General features: G+C 66.8%; 23 protein-coding genes and 1 tRNA gene. 10 read left to right on the top strand and 14 right to left on the bottom strand.

Features of this window, described 5'->3' with window-relative positions:
• Positions 1-56: 56 nt before the first annotated feature.
• A complete protein-coding gene (locus tag LH400_RS08395; RefSeq protein ID WP_229152218.1) occupies positions 57-1,517 on the bottom strand; it encodes an alkaline phosphatase D family protein in 1,461 nt (486 codons plus the stop codon).
• A 102-nt stretch (positions 1,518-1,619) separates the two neighbouring features.
• The gene (locus LH400_RS08400) at positions 1,620-2,525 is read right to left on the bottom strand and encodes a cell wall hydrolase (protein ID WP_229152219.1); all 906 of its coding nucleotides are present in this window, start codon (positions 2,523-2,525) and stop codon (positions 1,620-1,622) included.
• Positions 2,526-2,898: 373 nt separating this feature from the next.
• Here LH400_RS08400 and LH400_RS08405 point away from each other — a divergent pair, with 373 nt between their 5' ends.
• Positions 2,899-3,465, top strand: a complete 567-nt coding sequence (locus tag LH400_RS08405; protein ID WP_229152220.1) for a DUF1993 domain-containing protein — start codon at positions 2,899-2,901, stop codon at positions 3,463-3,465.
• Between the two features lie 376 nt (positions 3,466-3,841).
• On the opposite strand, the gene LH400_RS08410 is transcribed toward LH400_RS08405, so the two are convergent.
• A complete protein-coding gene (locus LH400_RS08410; RefSeq protein ID WP_229152250.1) occupies positions 3,842-4,069 on the bottom strand; it encodes a hypothetical protein in 228 nt (75 codons plus the stop codon).
• Here LH400_RS08410 and LH400_RS08415 point away from each other — a divergent pair.
• Complete coding sequence (locus LH400_RS08415) at positions 4,034-5,161, top strand: DUF2252 domain-containing protein (protein ID WP_370638359.1); 1,128 nt, start codon at positions 4,034-4,036, stop codon at positions 5,159-5,161. The genes LH400_RS08410 and LH400_RS08415 overlap by 36 nt on opposite strands.
• A gap of 121 nt (positions 5,162-5,282) precedes the next feature.
• On the opposite strand, the gene LH400_RS08420 is transcribed toward LH400_RS08415, so the two are convergent.
• The 8 genes from LH400_RS08420 to aroA form a co-directional block, all read right to left on the bottom strand.
• Positions 5,283-6,062 (bottom strand): succinate dehydrogenase iron-sulfur subunit, encoded by a 780-nt coding sequence (locus tag LH400_RS08420; RefSeq protein ID WP_229152221.1) that lies wholly within the window; start codon positions 6,060-6,062, stop codon positions 5,283-5,285.
• A 150-nt stretch (positions 6,063-6,212) separates the two neighbouring features.
• Complete coding sequence (locus LH400_RS08425; protein ID WP_229152222.1) at positions 6,213-7,325, bottom strand: App1 family protein phosphatidate phosphatase; 1,113 nt, start codon at positions 7,323-7,325, stop codon at positions 6,213-6,215.
• A 115-nt stretch (positions 7,326-7,440) separates the two neighbouring features.
• A complete protein-coding gene (locus LH400_RS08430) occupies positions 7,441-8,169 on the bottom strand; it encodes a hypothetical protein (RefSeq protein WP_229152223.1) in 729 nt (242 codons plus the stop codon).
• A 142-nt stretch (positions 8,170-8,311) separates the two neighbouring features.
• On the bottom strand, positions 8,312-9,685 hold the full coding sequence (locus tag LH400_RS08435) for an HD-GYP domain-containing protein (RefSeq protein WP_229152224.1): 1,374 nt from the start codon (positions 9,683-9,685) through the stop codon (positions 8,312-8,314).
• Positions 9,686-9,938: 253 nt separating this feature from the next.
• Entirely contained in the window at positions 9,939-11,642 is a 1,704-nt protein-coding gene (gene rpsA, locus LH400_RS08440) for a 30S ribosomal protein S1 (RefSeq protein WP_229152225.1), read from the bottom strand.
• Positions 11,643-11,916: 274 nt separating this feature from the next.
• A complete protein-coding gene (cmk, locus tag LH400_RS08445; protein ID WP_229152226.1) occupies positions 11,917-12,588 on the bottom strand; it encodes a (d)CMP kinase in 672 nt (223 codons plus the stop codon).
• Positions 12,585-13,043 carry a hypothetical protein gene (locus LH400_RS08450; protein WP_229152227.1) on the bottom strand — a complete coding sequence of 153 codons (459 nt, stop codon included), beginning with the start codon at positions 13,041-13,043 and terminating at the stop codon, positions 12,585-12,587. Before LH400_RS08450 ends, cmk begins: the two co-directional genes overlap by 4 nt.
• Positions 13,044-13,052: 9 nt before the next feature.
• Complete coding sequence (gene aroA / locus LH400_RS08455) at positions 13,053-14,417, bottom strand: 3-phosphoshikimate 1-carboxyvinyltransferase (protein ID WP_229152228.1); 1,365 nt, start codon at positions 14,415-14,417, stop codon at positions 13,053-13,055.
• A 286-nt stretch (positions 14,418-14,703) separates the two neighbouring features.
• On the opposite strand from aroA, the gene LH400_RS08460 reads away from it, so the two are divergent.
• Together LH400_RS08460 and LH400_RS08465 are read left to right on the top strand one after the other, a co-directional pair.
• Positions 14,704-15,093, top strand: a complete 390-nt coding sequence (locus LH400_RS08460; RefSeq protein WP_229152229.1) for a TIGR02300 family protein — start codon at positions 14,704-14,706, stop codon at positions 15,091-15,093.
• 202 nt (positions 15,094-15,295) lie between these two features.
• A tRNA-Ala gene (locus LH400_RS08465) sits at positions 15,296-15,371 on the top strand.
• A gap of 225 nt (positions 15,372-15,596) precedes the next feature.
• Here LH400_RS08465 and LH400_RS08470 read toward each other — a convergent pair.
• Positions 15,597-15,902 (bottom strand): SH3 domain-containing protein, encoded by a 306-nt coding sequence (locus LH400_RS08470; RefSeq protein ID WP_229152230.1) that lies wholly within the window; start codon positions 15,900-15,902, stop codon positions 15,597-15,599.
• Between the two features lie 327 nt (positions 15,903-16,229).
• On the opposite strand from LH400_RS08470, the gene LH400_RS08475 reads away from it, so the two are divergent.
• From LH400_RS08475 to sdhA, 4 genes are all read left to right on the top strand, one after another.
• Positions 16,230-16,709 (top strand): GNAT family N-acetyltransferase, encoded by a 480-nt coding sequence (locus LH400_RS08475; RefSeq protein ID WP_229152249.1) that lies wholly within the window; start codon positions 16,230-16,232, stop codon positions 16,707-16,709.
• Between the two features lie 257 nt (positions 16,710-16,966).
• A complete protein-coding gene (sdhC, locus tag LH400_RS08480) occupies positions 16,967-17,359 on the top strand; it encodes a succinate dehydrogenase, cytochrome b556 subunit (RefSeq protein ID WP_229152231.1) in 393 nt (130 codons plus the stop codon).
• Positions 17,360-17,371: 12 nt separating this feature from the next.
• Positions 17,372-17,752, top strand: a complete 381-nt coding sequence (sdhD, locus tag LH400_RS08485; protein WP_229152232.1) for a succinate dehydrogenase, hydrophobic membrane anchor protein — start codon at positions 17,372-17,374, stop codon at positions 17,750-17,752.
• A 3-nt stretch (positions 17,753-17,755) separates the two neighbouring features.
• Positions 17,756-19,657: a succinate dehydrogenase flavoprotein subunit gene (gene sdhA, locus LH400_RS08490; RefSeq protein WP_229152233.1), complete on the top strand. Its 1,902-nt coding sequence runs from the start codon at positions 17,756-17,758 to the stop codon at positions 19,655-19,657.
• 135 nt (positions 19,658-19,792) lie between these two features.
• On the opposite strand, the gene LH400_RS08495 is transcribed toward sdhA, so the two are convergent.
• Positions 19,793-19,975: a hypothetical protein gene (locus LH400_RS08495; protein WP_229152234.1), complete on the bottom strand. Its 183-nt coding sequence runs from the start codon at positions 19,973-19,975 to the stop codon at positions 19,793-19,795.
• Positions 19,976-20,496: 521 nt separating this feature from the next.
• Here LH400_RS08495 and LH400_RS08500 point away from each other — a divergent pair.
• On the top strand, positions 20,497-22,308 hold the full coding sequence (locus LH400_RS08500) for a methyl-accepting chemotaxis protein (protein WP_229152235.1): 1,812 nt from the start codon (positions 20,497-20,499) through the stop codon (positions 22,306-22,308).
• 290 nt (positions 22,309-22,598) lie between these two features.
• On the opposite strand, the gene LH400_RS08505 is transcribed toward LH400_RS08500, so the two are convergent.
• On the bottom strand, positions 22,599-22,745 hold the full coding sequence (locus tag LH400_RS08505; protein WP_229152236.1) for a hypothetical protein: 147 nt from the start codon (positions 22,743-22,745) through the stop codon (positions 22,599-22,601).
• 223 nt (positions 22,746-22,968) lie between these two features.
• Between LH400_RS08505 and LH400_RS08510 the strand changes: the two genes are divergently transcribed.
• A partial coding sequence (locus LH400_RS08510) for a cache domain-containing protein (RefSeq protein ID WP_229152237.1) occupies positions 22,969-23,593 on the top strand: 625 nt, incomplete at its 3' end.

The following is a 23,593-nucleotide window of genomic DNA, read 5'->3' on the forward strand; positions in this document are numbered from 1 at the left end:
AGCGGGGACGCCGCATTGTCGCCACCCGACTTACGCCGCGATTTACCGGTGCGCGATCAGATCGGGAGCTTGGACGTGCGCAGGCTCTTTTCCAGCTCCCAGACCGCCGTCCAGGCCTCGTCCTCGCGCGCCAGGACGAGATAATTGCGCTCGGCACAATAGGTCGAGCGGCTCCCCGGCAGCGGCAGGATGCGGATCTTCGTGCCCTCGACCGGGCTCTCGCCGAGCCGGGCGAGCAGGCCGAGCAAGATCGGATAGGTGCCGAGCGGCGCGGGATGGGAGATGCCGGAGGCGACGAGTTGGTGGATCGTCGCGCCGCCCGAAAGGCGCATCTCGCCGCGCGTTGCCAGGTGGATCTCGCCGGACAGGACCGTCACGCCGCCGCCTGCCTCCGACCCTGCCCGCTCGGCCAGCGCCTCCAGGAACCGCCGCCATTCGTCGCGATGCACCCGGCTCTGCCACTGGTCGCGCAAATCATCCTCGAACCCGCTGCGATGCGGTACGACATCGAGCGTGGCCTCCACCAGGCTCAAGCGCGGTCCCAGCGCCGGGACGCTCGACAGAACGAGGACTCGGTCGCCCGGCGGCGTCTCGGCCACCGCGCCCACAAACCCGTCCCACCCCGGCGCATCCATGACGCGGTCGGGCCGCCGCTCGCTGCGAAGATCCGGAACGATGAGCGACAGGCCACGATAGCGCAGCGCGAAGCCGAGCGTGCGTCCGCGCGGATCGAAGGCGATGTCCGGCAGATCACCCTCAAGAGCAGCGAGCTGGAAGAGAAGGAACATCTCGCGTGCCGCCACGAAGAGGGCGCGCCCCACCGCGCTGTCGAGCATGGAGGCGGGATGGCTGCCCCAGCCGTCGACGATGTCGTGGTCGTCCCACATCATCACCGAGGGAACCCGTGCCGACAGGGCCGCGAAGGCGGGTCTGGAGAAGGTGACGAGATATCGGAAGAAGTAGAACCGCCGGATCGCCTCCGTCATCTCGTCGGTCAGCCCGATCTCGCCCCGCCGCGCCATCGGCAGGGCGGCCCAGGCCTCCACGTCCGGATGGCAGCGAAGGACGTCGTCGGCATAGAGCTGGTCGCCGCCCTGGAGGAGCAAGGCGAAAGGGTGGTCCTCGTGCTCCCGGGCAAGGCGCGACCACATGACGTCGCGCTCGGATACGTCGCGATCGAGATCGCCCTCTTCCTGGCCGTTGCAGGAGACATAGGCGATCCGCATCGCCGGCGCGTCCACCGGCTGGATCTCGTATCGCTCGCTGTCCACGGCATAGGCCGCAGGCGCGTCCTCGGGTACGGAAAACTCGTAGCGCCAGATCCCGGCACCGAAGAGGCTGGCGATGAGGCGCGGACGGATCGGCGCCTGCCCTTCGAGCCGCACCTCGGGCGCGGCCTCCGCCTCGGGGCGCACAAGGAGCGCGGCCACGCGGTTGCCGTCCGGCCCTTGTCCACGGGCATAGAGGATCGGCCCGGCCCTCAGCCGACCGAGATCGCCGTCATTCTGTTCCGACACCACGAATCCCCGCCAAGTCGCAGGCGCTGCCGCTCGCCGAGGGGCGGGTCAGCGCGTCCGGCGGGAATCTGGTGCAGGCTTCAGATCGTAAAGGGCGCGGGATCATTCGGCCGCGGGCGAGGCGTGGCCTTCGGTGCTGCCGCGCAACCCGTCGCCGACGCCCGGCAGGCCGGCGAAACGATCCGCCAGGGCGGCCTCGTCCGTGGCGCTCGCGGCCGTGGCGGCGTCGACGCGCCCACCCTTGCCGGGCTGCGCTGCGTCCCTGGCTTCCCGCTCGGCGGCCGCCGGGGCCTCGGGATCGCCGGAAGGCTTGGTATCGGTGCGCCAGAGGTCCAGGAACCGGCTCGTCTGCGCCGGCTTGTCCCGCTTCGTCTCGGCGAGCGCGACGCTGGCCGAGACCGGCTCAGCGGCGCGCGGCCTTGGCTTGGCGATCGCGGCGATGGCGCTGCCCGCATCGGGCGCTCCCTGCGCCGCGCGCACCTCCGCCTGGCTCTTGAAGTCGAAGTCGGGATTCATCCGCCGCGAGACCTTCTCGTAGAAGGCATTGCCGCCGGCGATCACCGTGTAGCTCATGTTGCGATACGGAAAATGCATGCCGGCCGTGTGGAAGTACATCGAGTCCTTCACCGCCGGATGGCGCTCGCCGGCCAGCACCTTGTGGGCCGTCTGCATGGCGAGTTCCTTGCCCGCCCCCATCTCGCGCGTCATCACGCCGGACGCGAACTGGCCGGGCTGGCCGACCACATCGCAGACGTCCTCGGGATAGGCGCCGGACTTCACCCGGTTCATCACCACCGTGCCGACGGCCAGCATGCCGGCCTGACTGGAGCGGTTCGATTCGAAATACATCGCCCGTGCCAGGCATTCCTGGCTCCGCTCGGACACCGCCTGGGCGACCGGAGACAACGCATCGTCGGCTCCCGGCGCGCCGACGCAGCCGGCGACGGGAAGCAGGAGAACGAGGGCGGAAACCGCCGTCTGGCGGGGAGAGGGGCAGGACTTCGACATGACACCTTCGTGATGACGAAACATGTCGGGAAATTGGTCGAACGTGATTGCGGCGTGGCTTTCGCCGTTTTGCCGGCCGACTGTGGCACGAGAGCCGCAGCCGAAAGCGCGGGAGCCGGCGACGCGGGAAGGTCGTCTCCGGGCGTCGCCACAAGCGCATTCGGCATGACACGGCCAAAGGCCGTCGCCCCCGCCGGCATGTTCGGCGCAATCGAGACAACCGCCGGACATGCGGCACTCCCGGAAGCTGAGATCGCCCGATTCACCCGGCCAATGAGGCGGGCCACCCGCCATGGCGCTGACATGGAGCCTGCCGTAGAGGTGGACCAAGGCCGGATCGGCCGTCGCGCGAAGATCATGGAAGCGAGAGCCAATGACACTGCCGGATATCCTGATCCCGACCTACAGGCAGATGCTGGGGGCGCTTTCGGCCTGGCTCGACAAGGCCGAGGCCCAGAGACCCGGCGGCGGCGCGGAGAATCTCCTCCTCTCGCGTCTCGTCCCCGACATGTTCCCGCTGTCCACCCAGATCCGCTTCGCCTGCGTGCAGGCGCAGGAAGGTGTGTTCCGGCTTCGTGGGGAGGCCTTTCCGGAGGCGGTCGGAGTCCTTTTGAACGAGGGACGGAACGCGGCCGAAGCCCCTGGCTCGATCGCCGACGCGCAGGCGAGGATCGCCGAGACGCTGGCGGCGCTGGAGGCCGCATCGAGCGACATGCAAGCGGTGGATCCTGCGGCGCCGATCGCCCATGCCCTGCCCCAGGGCATGGTGTTCGACCTGACTGCCGAGCAGTACGCCCGCGACTGGGCGCTGCCGCAGTTCTATTTCCACGTCGTCACCGCCTACGCGATCCTGCGCGCGCAAGGCGTCGAGATCGGCAAGGCCGACTATGTCGCGCACATGTTCCCGTATCTGCGCCCGGGCACATTGCCGGGACGGTAGAAGGCGGAAGAGGCACGCTCGGGAGTCGTCTGGCGGGCGACACGATCCGCCAGGACGACGGCTCCGTCCGTTATGGACCCGGCCGCCGCCGCAGGCCTGGATTGCGAGCAACCGTGGAGGCCGGGCGTGTCCTCAGGGCCGGCCTCCGCTTCTGGCGCTCCGGAATGTGAGGCTTGCCGCTTCCCACGCGGCCGGTGCGGAGAGCGGCCTGCGACGGAACGGCCATCCTGCGGCCGCGTTGCAAAAACTTACGCTAAGGGAAAAATGCGGTATGGCCAAAGCACAGAAGAAGCGGACGACGGCGACGAAATCCAAACAGGTCGAAGTCAAGCCGTCGCGTAAGGCGAGCGGCAAGGTCGAGGCTTTTCGAGACCTGTCACGTCGGGTCGCCGCGGGCGATCAGGTCGTCCCTCCGATCCTTCTGACGGGGCAGGCGCGCCGCGAGCACGTCCGCTCGACCTTGCGGGAGGACCACGCCCAGCGCATCGAGCAGCGAAGCGAGGCCGCAATCGATAAATTCGATGAACTGGCCGACGATTTCTTCAAATTCTTTCGCGGCACCGCACTGCTGTTCTACCGCGACATGGTCGGGGAGGATGCGCATATGCCTTCGGTCATGGCGCTCGGCGACGTTCATCCGGAGAACTTCGGGGTCATGCCGGACGAGAACGGGGCACCGATCTTCGGCGTCAACGACTTCGACGAGACGATCTACGCCCCCTTCACCTTCGATCTCAAGCGCGGGGCCGTCGGGTTCTGGATTGCTGCACGCGAGGAAGGCGGCCTGAAGCGCAAGAAGCGGCGCAAGATCGTGAAGAAGTTCGTGGTGGGATATCTCGATGCCATGAAGGCTTATGCCGAGCACGCGACGGAGAAGAACGACGGCTACCGGATGGATAATTCGCCGGAAGTGATCCGGCGGCTGTTCGAGGAAGCCTGGGAGGAGCGGCGGGAGTGGCTCTGGGAGGATTATCTCAAGTCCTCCGGGCGAGGCTTTCGCGCCACCGAGGAATTGCAGCCGCTGTCCAGCGAGATCGACAAGTTCCAGAAGGCGATCGATGATCTGGCGAAGGTCAATGGCATCGATGCGCCCCACCGCACGGGCGAGCTCCGGGTCAAGGACGTCTGCATGCGCCATGGCCAGGGCACGGCGTCCCTGGGGCTGCCGCGCTACTATGTGCTGATCGAGGGGCCCTCGAAGGACGCGACCGACGACCTCATCATCGAGTTCAAGCGGGCGCGCCAATCCGCGCTCGAGGGCATTGTCCCGCAGTCGGAATTCCACGCCGGCGCGAAAGCCGACCGGATCGCCCACGGCCAGGCCGTCCAGCTCGCCCACGGGGACATTTTCTACGGCGCCGTCGAGATCGACGGCGAGAGCTTCATGAGCCGCGAGCGCGCGCCCTTCCGCGACGACATCGACCTCGACGAGCTGAGCTTCGGCACGTGGAAGGAGTATGCAAAAACCTGCGGTGCGGCTCTCGCGCAGGCGCACGCTCTATCCGACGACCTCGGCCAGATCGACTACGACGTGGAGCCCTCGATCATCGCGGCGGCGAGCCCGCGCGAGCTCTTCGTCGCCGATATCGTCCGCTTTACGGAGGAGGCGGCCAAACGGCTCGAAACCGACCACGCCCTCTTTCGCGAAGATCACGCCCTCGCCGCCTTTGACCGGATCGACATGGTCTATCGCTGAACGGCGGGACGGGCAGGCGCTTCAGGAAAGCGTCTGCGACGCCCCTCGGAATGTCAACGTTCAAGAACGCTCACTCGCCGTGGGGGTGATCCGTGGTCGATTTGGCTGACCGGCCCTCGCCTCAGACCCGGCGTTCGACCATCATCTTGCGGATCTCGGCGATCGCCTTGGCCGGGTTGAGGCCCTTCGGGCAGGCCTGGGTGCAGTTCATGATCGTGTGGCAGCGATAGAGCTTGAAGGGATCCTCCAGCGCGTCGAGCCGCTCACCGGTGGCTTCGTCGCGCGAATCGATCAGCCAGCGATAAGCCTGGAGGAGCACCGCCGGGCCGAGATAGCGCTCGCCGTTCCACCAATAGGACGGGCAGGAGGTTTGGCAGCAGAAGCACAGGATGCACTCGTAGAGCCCGTCCAGCTTCTCGCGGTCGTCGTGGCTCTGGCGCCATTCGTGCTCGGGCTCGGGCGTCTCGGTCTTCAGCCAGGGCTCGATCGAGCGAAGCTGCGCATACGGCACCGTGAGGTCCGGGATCAGGTCCTTGATCACCGGCATGTGCGGCAGCGGGTAGACCGCGACCGGTCCCTTGATCTCGTCCATGCCCTTGGTGCAGGCGAGCGTGTTCGCCCCGTCGATGTTCATCGCGCAGGAACCGCAGATGCCTTCGCGGCAGGAGCGGCGCAGCGTCAGGGTGGAATCGACCTTGTTCTTGATCCACAGCAGCGCGTCGAGCACCATCGGCCCGCAATCGTCAGTGTCGACGTAGAAGGTGTCGATCGACGGGTTCTTTCCCTCGTCCGGCGACCAGCGGTAGATCCGGAATTCGCGAACGTTCTTGGCGCCTTCCGGCCGGTCCCAGGTCTTGCCCTTGGTCAGGGTGGAATTCTTGGGGAGAGCAAGTTCGACCATGATTTTCGTCCGGTGCCAGTTTGGAATCGGTCGCAACATACTGCGTGCGCTGCAAAACGGAAGAGACGAAGCCGGTCCGCGGCGACGCGAATCGTTTGAAATTCGGGAGAATTCGTCGCAGGGGGCGAAAGGCCCGGCCGCACCGCGCCGTCACGCGCCGGCGATCGCGGCCTCGACATTTGCCATCTGCCGGTGGTCGATCAGCCCCGCTTCCAGCGCCTGCCGGGCCGCGGGCCGAAGCGTATCGGCGAGCGTGACCGCGATCCCCGTCTCCCTCAGGGCCGACAGCGCCGTCTCCGCCTCCGCGGCGAGGCGGCCCCCGGTGACGTCGCGGATATGGACGGCGGCGACGCGGCCGGGATGGCGCCGCGCCGCTTCCTCGTAGATCACCGCATCGCGCTGGCCGCTGTCGCCGATCAGGATGAAGGTCAGCGCGGGAAAGGCCGCCATGATCCAGCCGATGCGCTCGAGCTTGTGGTCGTCATGGCCGCCGGTCAACCATTTGCCCGCATCGAGGCCGAAATCCTTGAGCAGGATCGGCCCGAGCGGAATGTCGTGCAGCACCATGAAGCGCTCGAAGAGGTCGTAGAGGTTCCACGGGCTGGACGAGACGTAGAAGACGGGATGGGTCTCGGGGCCGCCGTCACCTTCGGCCAGCGCCCTGTAGAAGGCCCCGACGCCGGGAAAGGCGGTGCGGCTGTGGGCGGAATTGGCGACCACCGTGCGCCAGTGCTTCAGGAAATTGGTGGCGCCGGTCTCGATGATGGTGTCGTCGATGTCGGAGATGATGCCAAGTCGCGCGGACGGCGAGGCGACGCGGATCGCAGCGCGCGCTTCCACCGGCTCGAATTCGTGATGGGGCACATCCTGAAGGTCGAGGTCGAGACCGAGCCACGGTGCCTCGCCAACTCCGGGCTCCAGCGGCAGCACCGCGCCGAAATAGCCTTCCTCGTCGGTGAGCAGCGTGCCGCGCTCTTCGCCCCGGCGCCAGCCGATCGTCGCGCCGCCGACCTCGTCGGTCTCGTAGCGCTTGAGTGTCAGCCAGAGATTGCGCAGGGTCGAGGCGGAGTGCGGCGCCGACGCGACACCCTGATCCTCCAGGACGCGGCCACGCAGCCAGACGCCTTCCGGCCCGGCAAAGCCGCGATAGGGAACGACGACCGGCGTGCCGAGGAGCCCGGTTCGCCGCTTTACGGCGAAGCGGGTCTTGTCCCAGATGCGTTCGGTCCGGTGCAATGCGCGGCGGAGGAAGGGTCCCGTCATCGCGCTGCACGTAGCGCCGCGCTCGCGCGGGAAAAGTCGGGCGCCGCGCTCGCGCGGGAAAAGCCGAACTCCGGTCCCGCCGGGGCGGGACCGGTTCGCGAGTGCCGGCCCGGACCTATTTGGCGGGCTCGTTCTTGTCGCCGCCCGTTTCGGGAGCCGACGACTGCGGTGCCTTGGCCGGAGCATCGGACGCCGGCGGGGTCGCCGTCCCGGATCCCGTGCCGCCCATCCCGGCGGTTTCGGTCATGCAGGCGTCCGATGTCGAATCGATGAAGGCGAAGATCGTCTTCTGGTCCTCGGCGCCGACGCGCCCGTCCTTCAGCATGCGATCAGCCACCGGCGGAGCGACCACGCTGGCGATCATGTAGTCGCGCTGCGGGTCGGACAGGGCGACCATCGACTTCTCGGCCAGGCAGGTGCAGGCCGGGACAGTGATGTCCTTGATCTGGACCGCGCAGATGCCGGTGATCATCTTGATCTGCTCGGTGCCTTCCAGCTTTGGCAGCTCGAACTTGTCGCCGACGGCGTTGCGCGGCTGGTCCGATCCGTCCTTGCCGGACATCTCGGCGTCGCTCGCCGAGCTTGCGGGGCCGCCCGAATGCGTCGCGTCGCTCGCCTCGCCGCCGGCGGCGGCCGGCTGGCGGGTCGTCTCGGTCGCGGCCGGTTCGGTCGGCGTCGGCGCGGCATCGGCGGGCATGTCGGTGCCCGGCGCAGGCTTTTCCGCCGCGCCCTGTTCCTCGGTCGTCTGGTCACCCGCGGCGGAGCCGGACTGCGCGAAGGCCGGCGCGGCCAGAAGCGCCAGCGCGGCTGCGCCCGCGAGCGCCGCCCGTTTCAGATCGATCATGAAGTTTCCTCCGATTTCAAATGGTTCCGGCCGCCCAGCGGGCCGGTGCGCACGGTGTCCCCCCCACACACCTAGCGCCGGATGCCGGCCATGGCGACCGCTTCGATCGTCGAAGGCAGATACGACGGGGCGCTTACCCGCCTCAGGCCGCCGAACGGGCGGACTCCGCGTTGAGGCGGTCGAGGCCGCAGCGGAGCGCCGCGACGACGGCGCCGTCGACGGCGGTGCCGGTTTCGGCATCGAGGATCGCCAGCGCCTTCGACAGCGGCATTGCCGGCCGATACGGCCGGTCGGCGGTCAGGGCGTCGAAGATGTCGGCGACCGTGACGATCCTGACGTCGAGGCCGATCCGGTCGGCGGCAAGGCCGCGCGGATAGCCCTTGCCGTCGAGCCGCTCGTGATGGGCGCCGCCGATCACCGCGAGCTCGGAAAAGGCGGTGATACGCGACAGGATCATCTCGGAATAGACCGGATGGCTGCGGATCTCGGCAAATTCGGCCTCGTCGAGCCTGCCCGGCTTGTCGAGGATCGCATTGGAGACGCCGAGCTTGCCGATGTCATGGAGTAACGCGGCGCGCTTCAGTCGCCGCCGATGCTCCGGCGAATACTCCATCGCCTCGGCGATCAGGTCGGTGAACAGCGCGACCCGTTCCGAATGCCCGGACGTGAAGGGGCTCTTGGAATCCACGACCTCCGCGAAGGCTTCAGCGATGTCGTCAAGATAGTCCTCGTCGACGGCCTTGCGCTCCTGCGCCGGCTCCAGCGCAAGGACGTCGGCCGAAAGCGTCGGCGACTCCAGGTCGGTCCAGAACGCCGCGTCCCCGGCGAGCGCCTCGAAGGCGGCGACGAGGTCCGGGTCGAACCAGGAGCCCGAGCGCGCCCGCACCTCCGCAAGCGCGCCGTCCGGCCCGCTCGCCTGGAAGAAGACGTCGACCACCTGGGCGAGGAGCGCGATGCGGGAAAACAGCGGGATCGCGGAGCCGGCGAGGCCGTTCGGCCGCCCGCCCCCGTTCCAGTGCTCGTCGAGGCTCATGATCCCGGCCGCGACGCCCTCGCCGAAGCGCAGCTTGCGGGCGATCGCGGCGCCGCGCCGGCAGCGCGTCTCGATCAGTTCCTGCGCGATCGTCCCGCCATTGCGGACGATGTTGACCAGCGCCCGGAACCGCTCGGAAAGCCCCGCCTTCAGCCCGGTCTGCTGAAGCACGAACCTTAGAACATGGGCGAGGCTGTCGTCGAGCTCCTTGAAGCTGCGTTTGAAGCCGAGATCGTCGGCGAGATAAAGTTCGCAGATCCGCGCTGCATTGGACGAGCAGCCGAGATCCTTCAGGAGCAGGGTGTAGTAGAGATCCCCCGTCTGGCCCGGCGACAGGCCGAGCACGTCGGCGAGCCGCATGCCGGTATAGCAGCAGCGCATGCAGTGGCCGCGCGGTTGGCCCTCGGTGAGGTCGAGCGCCTCCGACAGAGCGCCGAGGATCTCGGCGAGGCGGAGCGAGACGGTTGGGGAAGTCGTGGACATTTGCGGGTGCCGGTCTCTGCCGCGCCGACCGCCAGCACGGGGCGTCAACCAAGCACGGCTTGGATAAACGGTGGCTGAACGGCCGGTCGGGGGGCGATCACGCTTGCGTCATGCGGTTGCGCGCGAAGAGGCGGTCCCGAACACGGCGCCGGACCGGTAATCGCCGGTGGCCAAAGAAAAGCCCGCGGCGATCGCTCGCCGCGGGCTCGATGTCTCAGCGATGCCGGCGCGAACGCCGACCCGTTGTCGAGGCTTATTCCTCGTCGCCGCGGCCCTTCAGAGCCGCACCGAGAATGTCGCCCAGCGAAGCGCCGGAGTCCTGGGAGCCGTACTGCGCGACGGCCTCCTTCTCCTCGGCGATCTGCAGCGCCTTGATCGACACGCCGACCCGGCGGGCCTTCTTGTCGAACTGGGTGACGCGCGCATCGACCTTCTGGCCAACCTGGAAGCGCTCGGGGCGCTGCTCGTCGCGGTCGCGAGCGAGATCGGAGCGACGGACGAAGGAGGTGAAATCGGTATCGACGATCTTCACTTCCAGACCGCCCTCCTTCACCTCGGTGACCTCGCAGGTGACCACCGCGCCGCGGCGGATCTCACCGGCTTCAGCCGCCTCGACGAACGGATCGCCCGCAACCTGCTTCATGCCGAGCGAGATGCGCTCCTTGTCGACGTCGACGTCGAGCACCTGCGCCTTGACGAGGTCGCCCTTGTTGAACTCCTCGATCACCTGCTCGCCCGGGCGGTTCCAGTCGAGGTCGGACAGATGGACCATGCCGTCGACATCGCCGTCGAGCCCGATGAACAGGCCGAACTCGGTCTTGTTCTTGACCTCGCCCTCGACCTGGGTGCCGACCGGGAACTTGTCGCGGAAGGCTTCCCACGGGTTCTGCAGGGTCTGCTTGAGGCCCAGCGAGATGCGGCGCTTGTTCGGGTCGACCTCGAGCACCACGACCTCGACCTCCTGGGAGGTGGAGAGGATCTTGCCCGGATGGACGTTCTTCTTCGTCCAGGACATCTCGGAGACGTGGATGAGGCCCTCGATCCCCGGCTCCAGCTCCACGAAGGCGCCGTAGTCGGTGATGTTGGTGACGCGGCCGGTGACCTTGACGCCCATCGGGTACTTGACGCCGATGCCGTCCCAGGGATCCGCCTCGAGCTGCTTCATGCCGAGCGAGATGCGGTGGGTTTCCTGGTTGATCCGGATGATCTGGACCTTGACGGTCTGGCCGATCTGCAGGATCTCGGTCGGATGGTTGACGCGGCGCCAGGCCATGTCGGTGACGTGCAGCAGGCCGTCGATGCCACCGAGATCGACGAAGGCGCCGTAATCGGTGATGTTCTTGACGATACCCTCGACGACCTGACCCTCTTCGAGATTCTGGACGATCTCGGAGCGCTGCTCGGCCCTCGACTCCTCGAGGACGGTGCGGCGCGAGACGACGATGTTGCCGCGGCGCTTGTCCATCTTGAGGATCTGGAAGGGCTGCGGCGTGTTCATCAGCGGCGTGACGTCACGGATCGGACGGATGTCGACCTGGCTACGCGGCAGGAAGGCGACGGCCCCGTCGAGGTCGACCGTGAAGCCGCCCTTGACCTGGTTGAAGATCTGGCCCTCGACCTTTTCGTTCTTGTTGAACTTCTCTTCGAGCCGGACCCAGCTCTCCTCGCGGCGAGCCTTGTCGCGCGACAGGACGGCCTCGCCGAGGGCATTCTCGATGCGCTCGACATAGATCTCGACGACGTCGCCGACCTTCAGCTCGCCGTCACGGCCCTTGGCGCCGAATTCCTTGAGGGCGACGCGGCCCTCGACCTTCAGGCCGGCATCGATGACGGCCATGTCCTTTTCGATCGCGACGACGGTCCCCTTGACCACCATCCCCTCGGCAACGTCCTGCTCGTGGAACGAGGCTTCGAGCAGCGAGGCGAAGTCCTCGCGAGAAGGGTTGAGACTTGACATTCTTTCTCCTTGAAAACCCGAAGCTTTCGCAACGGGCCGCGCGCCGTGGGATGACTGCCCAGACAGGTTGAGCGTTCGGTTCGCCCGGATGGCGGTTCGAGCCCGCATCGCGTCCTTGCGCGAGGAAGGCTCCGGGAACGCCTTTCGGCGCTTTCCCGGTTGGCGCGTGGAACCACCGCCGGACGGGATCAGATCATGCGCGGTGTGCGGTCGTGCAGAAAAGCAGGAAGACCGCAAACCGAAAAGGGTGCGCCTCCCAGAGAGGAAGCCACCCTCAAACGTCGTTCCTGCCGCCCATGCTGCTGTCGATGACGTCGCATGCCGCGCGGAACGCCATTTCTATAGTCAATTCGCTGGTATCCAGCAAGTGCGCATCGAGCGCCGGCCGCAGCGGCGCGACCTCGCGGCCGCTGTCGCGGGCGTCTCTCGCCCTGACCTCGGCGAGGATGCGCTCGTATTCGACCTCGCGGCCCTTGGCGAGAAGCTCGTCGGTGCGCCGGCGGGCGCGCACCTCGGGCGAGGCGGTGACGAAGATCTTCACCCGCGCCTCCGGCCAGATCACCGTGCCGATGTCCCGCCCGTCGAGCACGGCGCCCGTCGGCCGGGCCGCGAAATCGCGCTGGAACTTCACCAGCGCGGCGCGAACCTGCGGATGGACCGCAACGCGGGAGGCGTGCTCGCCGGCCTCGTGGCCACGCAGCGCCGGGTCGTCCAGATGGTCGGTCGCCAGCCGGCGGGCGATCTCGCCGACCTTCTCGGCATCGCCCAGATCGGTTCCCGCCTCGTGTGCCAGCTTGCCGACCGCACGATACAGAAGGCCGGTGTCGAGATAGGGAAGCCCGTAGGCCTCCGCGACGCGCTTGGCGAGCGTGCCCTTGCCGGCCGCCGCCGGTCCGTCGATGGCGATGGTGATCGGCGTCGTCGTCGTCATCGTCGTTCGGGTCATGTTCCGCCTTCCTTGCCTGCCGGATCCTGCGCCGCGTCGTCTCCGTCCGCCGGCGGCATCAGCAACGCGATCCGCCCCTGCGCCTCGAGCACCAGGAGGAGCGCGGCGATGAGGGCGCCGAGGATGAAGGGGATCGCGACCATGAAGAGGACGAGTTCGAGTTCGCCGAGCCAGCGCGCGAGCCGGAGCGCCGCGTCGGCCACGCCGAAGCCGGTCGAGAGCATGCTCGGTTCGCTCTGCCGCCCCACCAACGCCGCCTGCTCGGCCACCCGGTCCTCGCGCTCCCCGATGACAGCGATCGCCGCACAGACGGCGAGGAGCGCTGGCATCGGCAAGAGCGCCGCGAGGCGTCCGGCAAGGCTCGTGCCGGGCCGGACCCTGAGGACGCGGGCGCGGTGCCGGCCGTAGATAAAGGCCAGGGGCAGGAAGAAGAGGAGCGTGAAGACCGCAGCCAAATCCGCGCCCTAGGCCCCGACGGCCATGAGCTCGGCGCCGAGCCCCGCCATCATCGCCTCGAACTCGGGAAAGCTCGTCGCGATCATGCGGGCGTCGTCGACGGTGACCGGGTTCTGCGTCGCCGTGCCGAGAACGAGGAAGCTCATCGCGATGCGGTGGTCGAGATGCGTCGCCACCGTGCCGCCGCCATAAAAGCCGGACGGCCCCCGCCCCTCCGGATCTCCGGTGACGGTCAGGAAGTCCGGCCCCTCCTCGTGTCGGATGCCGTTGGCGGCGAGACCGGCCGCCACGGCGGCCAGGCGATCGCTCTCCTTGACCCGCAGCTCGTCGAGGCCGTTCATCCGCGTGGTGCCCTCGGCAAAGGCCGCCGCCATGGCGAGAACGGGATATTCGTCGATCATGAAGGGCGCCCGTTCGGCCGGGACGTCGACGGCCGTCAGCTGCGAGTGCCGGACCCTCAGATCGGCAACCGCCTCGCCGCCGGACTGGCGCTGATTGGTGATCTCGATCGAGGCGCCCATCTCCAGAAGCGTCTCGACGAGACCGGCCCGGGTCGGGTTCATCAGGACGTTCTCGACCACAACGTCCGATCCCGGCACGATCAGCGCCGCGACGATCGGGAAGCCGGCCGAGGACGGATCGCCCGGCACTTCGAGGTTCTCGACGGCGCGCAGCGGCCCCTGTCCGGTCAGCGCGATATGGCGGGCGCCCTCGCCGTCCGTCTCGACCGAGATCTCGGCGCCGAACCCCTGCAGCATCTTCTCGGTATGGTCGCGCGTCATCACCGGCTCGATCACCGTGGTGACGCCCGGCGTGTTGAGGCCGGCGAGCAGCACCGCCGACTTCACCTGCGCGGAGGCCATCGGCACGCGGTAGCTGATCGGGGCAGCAGCGCGCGGCCCGTGGATCGACAGCGGCAGGCGATCGCCCGAGCGCGAGACCACCTGGACGCCCATCAGCCGCAGCGGATCGAGGACCCGGCCCATCGGCCGGCGCGACAGGGAGGCGTCGCCGACGAAGGTTGCGCCGAAATCATAAGGTCCGACAAGGCCCATGGTCAGTCGCACGCCGGTGCCGGCATTGCCGAAGTCGAGAGGCGCTTCCGGCTCCAGGAGGCAGCCATTGCCGACGCCGTCGACGATATAGGCGTCGCCCTCCTTGCGGATTTGCGCGCCCATGGCGCGCATCGCCCGGCCGGTCGCGATCACGTCCTCGCCCTCGAGCAGGCCGGTGACGCGCGTCGTGCCGGCGGCGAGCCCGCCGAAGAGGAAGGCCCGGTGCGAGATCGACTTGTCGCCCGGCACGCGCACGCGCCCGTTCAACCCGCCCGCCTTGATCGCCCTCAGGGGCCGCGGCGTCGCTCCAGCCTGCATTGTCCATCCCTCGTCGCCGGCGCCCGCTCCCCGCGGTGCCCCCGGCCGTGTTGCATCCCGTCGCCCGGTCTGAAGCCGGCCATTTGCAAGGGCCCGAATAGGCCTTTGACAAGGGCCCGGCAAGGCCGTATGGCACCAACCGATTTTCATCGGAACGGGTTGCGGCAACGATTGCGACGGGACCGCGGTGGCGACGGCGACTGCCCTGCCACCCGACCCGGGCTTAGCGCATCCCGTCCCAGCGGTTCCGCTGCGGCACCGCAACGACAGGCATGACGAGGCAGCCATGGCAAAATCGGAACTCGGCACCAAGCGGATCGACCCGGAAACGGGGCGCAAGTTCTACGATCTGAACAAGGATCCGATCGTATCGCCCTATACCGGCAAGTCGTATCCGAAGACCTTCTTCGAAGGCGATTCCTACGTCGCCGAGAAGAAGAAGGAGGAGAAAGAGGAGGAGGCCGAGACGGTCGAGGTCGAGGCGACCCCGAACACCGTCTCCCTGTCCGAGGTCGAAGAGGGCGAGAACGACAGCGAGTCGAGCGACCTGCCAGATGTCGACGACAGCGACGACGAGGAGCCGGACACCGACGACGACACCTTCCTCGAGGAAGACGAGGACGATGACGACGTCTCCGACATCATCGGCGGCGGCCGGGACGACGACGAGGACTGATTCGGCCGCCCTGGCCTTTTGCCCGTGGGACCTTACGTCGGGACGCAGCCGACGAGCGGCATGACGGTCTGGCGACGGATGCCGGACGTGGAAAAGTCTCAGGAAATCGCTTGATCTTCGCGGCGGGCTTCAGTATGGAACCGCCACACACGACGCGGGCCGGCCCAACGGCCCGCATTCTTCGCCGGCGATCCGGCGGCGTGGGGCCATAGCTCAGCTGGGAGAGCGCTACAATGGCATTGTAGAGGTCAGCGGTTCGATCCCGCTTGGCTCCACCAAATCTTCTCCAGACCGCACCGACGAACCGGCTCCCGAGCGAAACACCGCTCGTCGGTCTGGCCATATGGCCGGCCGCATTCGTCCGGGTGATCACCTTCGCAAAGATGGGCCGGCCTCGGCCGCTTCGGTTGGGCCGGCGCACAGCCGACCCTCTTCTGCACCGGAAGCGCGACGCGAGGGATCGGGTGACGGCGCGCCCGATCCCTTTGATCCGGCGCCCGCGATCAGTATCCGCTGCCGCCGGAATATCCGCCGGAATGGCCCCGCGGACGGCCGCAGTCTCCGCGACGCGAGGAGATGTAGTTGCTGGACACCCAGCCCCAGCGGCCCGACCAGCGAACCCGGTACCAGCCGCCTTCGCTGCCACCGACCCGGACGCGGCCGCAATAGGGAATCGTGCCGAGCACGCGCTCATAGGTGCTGGGACCGCTGCGGAAGTTGACACCGGACGTCGCCCAGCCTGTCCAGGCCATCGACGCGGTTGTACTAGCGATGACGATCGCTACTCCAAAGAGTATCGTCTTGATCATATCCCGATTGTCCTTCTTCATATCATAACAATATCCGCAGATTACCTGAGATGATCTGCGAGCCTCGGCCCCGAACGGATCGCCTTCGACATCAATCCGATAGGCGGACCCATGAAGAACGACTTATCCGCTACATGACCTTGCGTAGCATGGTCGGTGGTTTGTTTCCATACCCTTGCGTCACTTCGGCGTGTGGACTCGGTGAGCGAGACGTTGAGGGATCCGGCACCTGGTCGTGCGGCGGAAACGCCTCCCGGGCGCGGAGGCGGCCGAAGAAGGCGGCAGCCGGTGCTTGACCTTGCCGCGATTCCGGGTGACATCGGCGGCATGGAGACGCCGGCGCCAGACTTCGAGATCAGAAAGCTCCGCCTGTCGGATGCGCGCGACCTCGCGCCCCTGATCGCCGCCTACAATCAGTCGCTTTTCCGCGGCGCGCCGGGCGCTCCCGATACCTTCTACGCCGAGCAGCTGCTGCAGGACCGCACGGCCGAAGCGCTTGGAGCCCGGCTCGACGGGGCGCTCGTCGGCTTCGTCCTGTTCTACGACATCCCGGACGTGTGGACCGGCATGCGCTCCGGCCTCGCGGATCACATCTATGTCGACCACATGCATCGGCGCAAAGGCATCGCCAAGGCGATGATCGACGTTCTCGCCGAGGAGGCCGACGGCCGCGGCTGGTCGAAGCTCGTGCTGCATGCGCCGCGCAATCCCGGCACCGGCCGCAGGCTCTATGAAAAGGTCGCCGAGCCCGCCGACTGGGCGAGCTTCGTCATCCGCTTCGTCGACCGCGAGCCGGCCCCGCGCTGATTCGCCATGGCAGCGGGGACGCGGGAGCCAGGCTCGTTGCCACGAGACGCGACAGGCGACACTGCGTTGCGGGCGGGGCGCGCTGTCCTGTCGCGCTTAATCGATTAAGCCGGGGCGAGGTCGTCACACCCCGTGTCGAGAGGCTTGCTTTCGGGAACCGTTCGTCCTTTTAGAGGGGTTCCATCCGCAATGCAGCATGGACGGCCGATGCCGCGTGCCGCTCGACGATGGCCGAAATGGGGGACAGGAAGGCACCGATGTCCGACGTCAAATCCGCGCGGCCGCTCTCGCCGCATCTTACGATCTACAAGTTCCGCCCGACCATGGCGATGTCGATCATGCACCGCATCACCGGCGGCGCGCTCTATGTCGGCACGCTGTTCTTTGTCTGGTGGCTGGTGGCCGCGGCAAGCGGCGAAGACGCCTACGACGCCTTCTCCGGCTTCTTCGGCTCGATCGTCGGCGAGATCATCCTGTTCGGCTACAGCTGGGCGCTGCTCCACCATGCACTTGGCGGCATCCGCCACCTGACCTGGGACACCGGCCACGGCCTTCAGAAGGAGACCTCGACGCGGCTCGCCCAGATGACCCTCGTCGGCTCGCTCGTCGCGACGCTCGTCCTGTGGCTCATCATCGTGATCTTTACCTGAGGAGGCCGCCAGATGACCGATTTCAGAACGCCTCTTCGCCGCGTCCGCGGCCTCGGCGCCACCCGCGGCGGCACCGACCATTTCTGGCATCAGCGGCTGACCGCGATCGCCAACATCGTGCTGATCACCTTCTTCGTGACCGTCGCCATCACGCTGCACCATGACGACTACCGGGGCGTCCGCGACACTTTCGCCAACCCGCTTGTCGGCATCGTCATGGCGCTCGTCGTCCTCTCGGGCACCTACCATATGAAGCTCGGCATGCAGGTGATCATCGAGGATTACGTGCATGGCTCGGCCAAGCTGCCCCTGCTCGTCCTCAACACCTTCTTTGCCTTCGCGATCGCCGCAGCGAGCCTGGTCGCGATCCTCAAGATGACCTTCGGAGGCTGAACCATGGCCGAGAACGGAACCACAGCGAACGGCGCGACCCAGCCAAGCGCGAAGCCCGATGGCACCGGCGGCTACACCGCGCAGCCGCACCGCACCGCCGCCGCCCAGAACGGCAAGGCCTATGCCTTCGTCGACCACACCTTCGACGTGGTGGTGGTCGGCGCTGGCGGCGCCGGCCTCAGAGCCACGCTCGGCGCCGCCCAGGCCGGCCTTCGGACCGCCTGCATCACCAAGGTCTTCCCGACCAGGTCCCACACCGTCGCGGCGCAAGGGGGCGTTGCCGCCTCGCTCGGCAATATGGGCAAGGACGACTGGCGCTGGCACATGTACGACACCGTCAAGGGGTCGGACTGGCTGGGCGACCAGGACGCGATCGAATATCTCGTCAGGAACGCTCCCCAGGCGGTCTACGAGCTCGAGCATTTCGGCGTGCCCTTCTCCCGGACCGAGGACGGCAAGATCTACCAGCGCCCCTTCGGCGGCATGACCACCGAATTCGGCCAGGGGCCCGCAGCTCAGCGCACCTGCGCCGCCGCCGACCGCACCGGCCACGCCATCCTGCACACGCTCTACGGCCAGTCGCTGCGGCACTCGACCGAGTTCTTCATCGAATATTTCGCCATCGACCTGATCATGGACGATGAGGGCGCCTGCGTCGGCGTCGTCGCGCTCTGCCTCGACGACGGCACGATCCACCGGTTTCGGGCCAAGAAGACGATCCTGGCCACCGGCGGCTATGGCCGCGCCTATTTCTCCGCGACCTCGGCCCATACCTGCACCGGCGACGGCGGCGGCATGGTGCTCCGGGCCGGCCTGCCGCTGCAGGACATGGAGTTCGTGCAGTTCCACCCGACCGGCATCTACGGCGCCGGCTGCCTGATCACCGAGGGTGCGCGGGGCGAAGGCGGCTACCTCACCAATTCGGAAGGCGAGCGCTTCATGGAGCGCTACGCCCCCTCGGCCAAGGACCTCGCCTCGCGCGACGTCGTCTCACGCTCGATGACGATGGAGATCCGCGAGGGCCGCGGCGTCGGCAAGAACAAGGACCACATCTTCCTGCATCTCGACCACCTCGACCCGGCGGTCCTGCACGAGCGGCTTCCCGGCATTTCCGAATCGGCCCGCATCTTCGCCGGTGTCGATGTCACCAAGGAGCCGATCCCGGTCCTGCCGACGGTCCACTACAACATGGGCGGCATCCCGACGAACTTCCACGGCGAGGTGCTGACCAAGAAGGACGGGGATCCGGACGCCGTCGTGCCCGGCCTGATGGCGGTCGGCGAAGCCGGCTGCGTCTCCGTCCACGGCGCCAACCGGCTCGGCTCCAATTCGCTGATCGACCTCGTCGTCTTCGGCCGGGCGGCGGCGCTCCGCTGCGCCGAGACGGTGACGGCCGGCGAGAGCCAGCCGGACCTGCCGGCGGGCGCCGGCGACAACGCGCTCGCAAGGCTCGACCGTTTCCGCTACGCCGACGGCTCGACCTCGACGGCGGAGCTGCGCTCGCGCATGCAGACCACCATGCAGTCGAACTGCGCTGTGTTCCGCACCGGCGAGGTGCTGGAGGAAGGTCATCACAAGATCCACGACGTCTGGCGCGCCTCGGAGGACATCCGGGTCACCGACCGCTCGCTGATCTGGAACACCGACCTCGTCGAGACGATGGAATACGACAATCTGATCGCCCAGGCGGTGGTGACGATGGATTCGGCCCGCAACCGGACGGAATCGCGCGGCGCCCATGCCAGAGAGGACTATCCCGACCGCGACGACCAGAACTGGATGAAGCACACCCTGTCCTTCTGCGACACGGTCGAAAAGACCGTGACGCTGGAGGACCGGCCTGTACACACCTATACGCTGTCGAACCAGATCGAATATATCGAACCGAAGAAGCGGGTCTACTGACGGAACCTCGTCCGTCACGCATAGAAGAAGGGCCCGGCGCCGATGCGCCGGGCCCTTTTCATTTGGGGCGCTTTTCTCCGCAGCGCCTCGCTTATTCCTGCGCCCGGCTCCACCGGATTGCGCTGCCGAGCCTCATCAGGGCCCGAGAGGGTCGTTCTCCTCTTCCTCCGCATCCTGCTCCGCGATCGGCACGTCGCGGCCGATCAGCCGCTCGCCGTCCGGCTTGCCGTTGAATGCATTGTCGGTCCGCTCGATCGCGTTGTCTGCAAGATCAGGCTGGTCGATCTCTTTGTCTCGGGCCGGCTTCGTATCGGACATGTCTCTACCTCCGAGTGGCACTCAGCCCAGAACATCAGGGAGGGCCGCGTCGTTCCCAATGGGCGCAGACACCGGCGACTTTCGATTGCACGACTGACGATTGCCTCCGCCTCTGGTGGGGAATCGACAAGATTAGGGTCCCGCGCGGTGAGCATTGCCGGTATTGACGCGCCCTTGGCGGTTCTATCCGCGCGCCTGCGGGTGAGGCTGCACCCAGCGGCTCGTGCGGCACAGGGCGTTTCTTTGATGCCTGCGCGCAGCGGCAATCCGGAAAAAAGGCTTGGTTCATTCGCTCAGCTTATTCTCACTAAGGCGTGCATTCTGTCGTAAATTACAATTTTAAGTAATTTTTCAAGGCTTCGCTTTTATCAGTTGCGACGGATTCCAATCATTCGGCGTATGAGGATGTGTCGATGTTCTTGCAAAATACACGCGCTTCAAAAAAGATCGCATTAGCCTTCGCAGGAATCGTAGCCACGATTCTGCTGATCAACTGCATCGTTTATCTTTCGATCATGAAGATGGACCATGCCGCCAACCTTAACGGGGACAGTTTCGGCATCGGACAGGATCTGCAGCTGGTCATGCAGGCCCTTGTCGAGGAACAGAGCGCGGCTCGCGCCTACGTCCTCAACCCCCTACCGGAGTTCGAGAACCGCTACCAGCAGGCGAAATCTGTCTTCGACGAGAAGACGGAAGCCTTCCGCACCAGGACGGTTTCGCAGGAGCAGGCGCAACGCATGGCAAGGCTTCAGGCACAGGCCGGGGCCTGGCAGGACGGCCCTGTCCGGAATGCCATGGATCTGGCCCGCGATCCGCAGACGCGCAGCCGGGCGGCCGAGATGGCTGGCGGCCTCAAGTTGACGGAGATGCGCGAGACCCTCGCCGAGATCATGGATGGTGAAAGAGCGTTGATGCAGCAGCGCCTCGTCGATCGAACCACGGCGACATCCCTCTCGCAATCCACCTTGATCGTGGGCTCCGTGGCCGCCGTGCTCATTTCGGTCGCGCTCGGCTACCTACTTTACACGCTGCTCGCCCGACCGGTGATGAGCATGACCGGCGCGATGAAGGAGCTTGCTGCCGGCAATAAGGCGGTCGAAATCCCCGCGGTCGGCCGCGGTGACGAGATCGGCGACATGGCGGCCGCCGTTCAGGTGTTCAAGGATCAGGCGATCGAGGGCGAGCGCCTGGAAAAGGAGGCTGACGCGGCCCGCATCAGCCAGGACGAGGCCAAGCAGCGCCAAGCCGCTCTCGACAATGCCAAGGCCGAGGACCTTCGGGCCTTCGTCGGCATGGTCGAGGCGGGCTTCGACCGCCTTTCCTCCGGCGATCTGACCGTTCGCATGTCCGGTAAGGTCGCCTCGGAATTCGAGCCGATCCGGGCGAAGTTCAACGCTTCTGTCGGAGAACTCGAAGCAGCGATCGGCACCGTCGTCGGCGCGGTCGGCACGATCCGCACCGGATTGGCCGAAATCAACACGGCATCGAGCGATCTTGCCCAGCGCACCGAGCAACAGGCTGCTTCGCTCGAAGAGACGGTGGCGGCACTCGGCGAGGTGACGAGCGGCGTCAACCGGACCTCCGAAGCCGCGGGCGCCGCCCAAAAAACTGCCGGTTCGGCCCTTTTCAAGGCGGAGAAGGGCGGCGAAGTGGTCTCCCAGGCGGTGACCGCGATGAACGCCATCGAGGCCTCCTCCAACCAGATTACCCAGATCATCTCGGTGATCGACGAGATCGCCTTCCAGACCAACCTCCTGGCGCTGAATGCCGGCGTCGAAGCCGCCAGGGCCGGCGAAGCGGGCAAGGGCTTTGCCGTCGTCGCCCAGGAAGTGCGCGGGCTCGCCCAGCGCTCGGCCGAGGCCGCCAAGGAGATCAAGGGCCTGATCCAGGCCTCCTCCGAACAGGTCGGGCGGGGCGTCGAACTCGTCACGGCGTCCGGCAAGTCGCTGGAGGAGATCGTAACGGAAGTCGCCTCGATGACCGAGGTGATCGCCACCATTGCGACCTCCGCTCGTGAGCAGGCGACGAGCCTGCGCGAGGTCTCCACTGCGGCGGATCAGATGGACAAGGTGACGCAGCAGAATGCGGCGATGGTGGAACAATCCACCGCGGCGGCGCAGACGCTGGCCGCCGAGACCGAGGATCTCGCCAAGGCGATGGGCCGGTTCAGGACGGCGGCCCGCGCCGCCGGAGCGAGCCAGCAGCCCGCCCCGCGCCCGGCGCAAAAGCCAGCCTCCAAGCCGGTGACGCAGCTGCGGGCGACCGGCTCCGGCGGCGCTGTCAGGAAGCCTACCCCCGCCGCCAGCGAGGACAATTGGGAAGAGTTCTGAGCCCCTTGAGACCGCCGGCTCATTGGCCGGCGGTCCAAGTCGAGGATTGAGAGAAGCGGGGCTGGCCGGCAGGCGGGCCCCGCTTTCGTTTGGGCTGCACCCGATGGCCGGACCGTCCCGTCTCATGTCAGCGGCCCAAGATGCTGGCGCATCGTGACGCCGGACACGTTCAGGCGCCACGCCGGCTTGATACCGGGTCGACCGTCAAGATCGCTTCTACCCGCTTTTCAAGCGGAGTTTCGAGTGAGGCAGAGGGCGCTCGCGGCTTGGTGAGCCGTGGCGATTTCAGGTCACGCCGCCGCGGCGATTTCTGCGCCGGTGAAGAGCAGCTGGATGAGGGCGCGCCAGATTCTTGCGAACCTGCGCAGGAGGAGGCTGACGTTGAAGCCGACGGCAGCGAGGACGGCGTTGAGCTGGTCGGTCTCGGGCCAGAACATCCAGGAGTGCCGCGCCGTTGCCAATGGGCGGGGACGACCGCGACTTTCGATTGCAAGACGTAGAGCGGCCTTCCGCCTCCGGTGGAATCGGCAAGCTCAAGGTCCCGCTTGGTAAGCATTGCCTGTAATTTTTATCTGTTCTTAACAGCCTCTCCGCTAGCCATTTCCACGTGGCCGAGCATCCGGTCCGCCGCCTCATCTCTGCTCCCATTGGATGATCCCGATGAATTTTTCCATCAATCGAAAGCTATCGGCGCTGATCGCAGTCGCGGCCGTCGTCAGCATCGTCGCCATGTCGCTGCAGCTCTATTCGTTGCACGAGACGATCTGGAAGGACCGCAAGAACCTGATCGTCTCGCAGGTGCAGAGCGCGATCTCCATGCTCGCGGGCTTCCAGGCGAAGGTCGAGAAGGGGGAGATGACGCTTCAGGAGGCGCAGGATCGCGTCCGCGAGGCGGCACTGCCGATCCGCTTCGGCGAGAACGACTATCTCTTCATGATGGACGGCCAGGGCATGCGGGTCATGCATCCCGATCCCAAGCTGATGGGGACCGACTCCTTCACCTCGAAGGATCCGACCGGCAAGTTCTACAACAAGGAGATGGTCGAGAACGCCCACAAGGGCGGCGGCTTCACCTCCTATTACCGCCCCCGCCTGAAGGGCTCGACGGACCTCCAGTCGAAGCTCTCCTATGCGGAACTCTTCGTTCCCTGGGACTGGACCGTCGCCGCCGGCCTTTACGTCGACGACCTCCAGACGCAGTTCATGAAGGAGGTCTACAAGACGCTGGCGTGGTCCGCTCTTCTTCTGCTCGTGCTGATCGGCTGCGCCTGGCCGCTGGCCCGTT

This window comes from Jiella soli (assembly GCF_020615385.1).
Taxonomy (GTDB): domain Bacteria; phylum Pseudomonadota; class Alphaproteobacteria; order Rhizobiales; family Rhizobiaceae; genus VKMB-3413.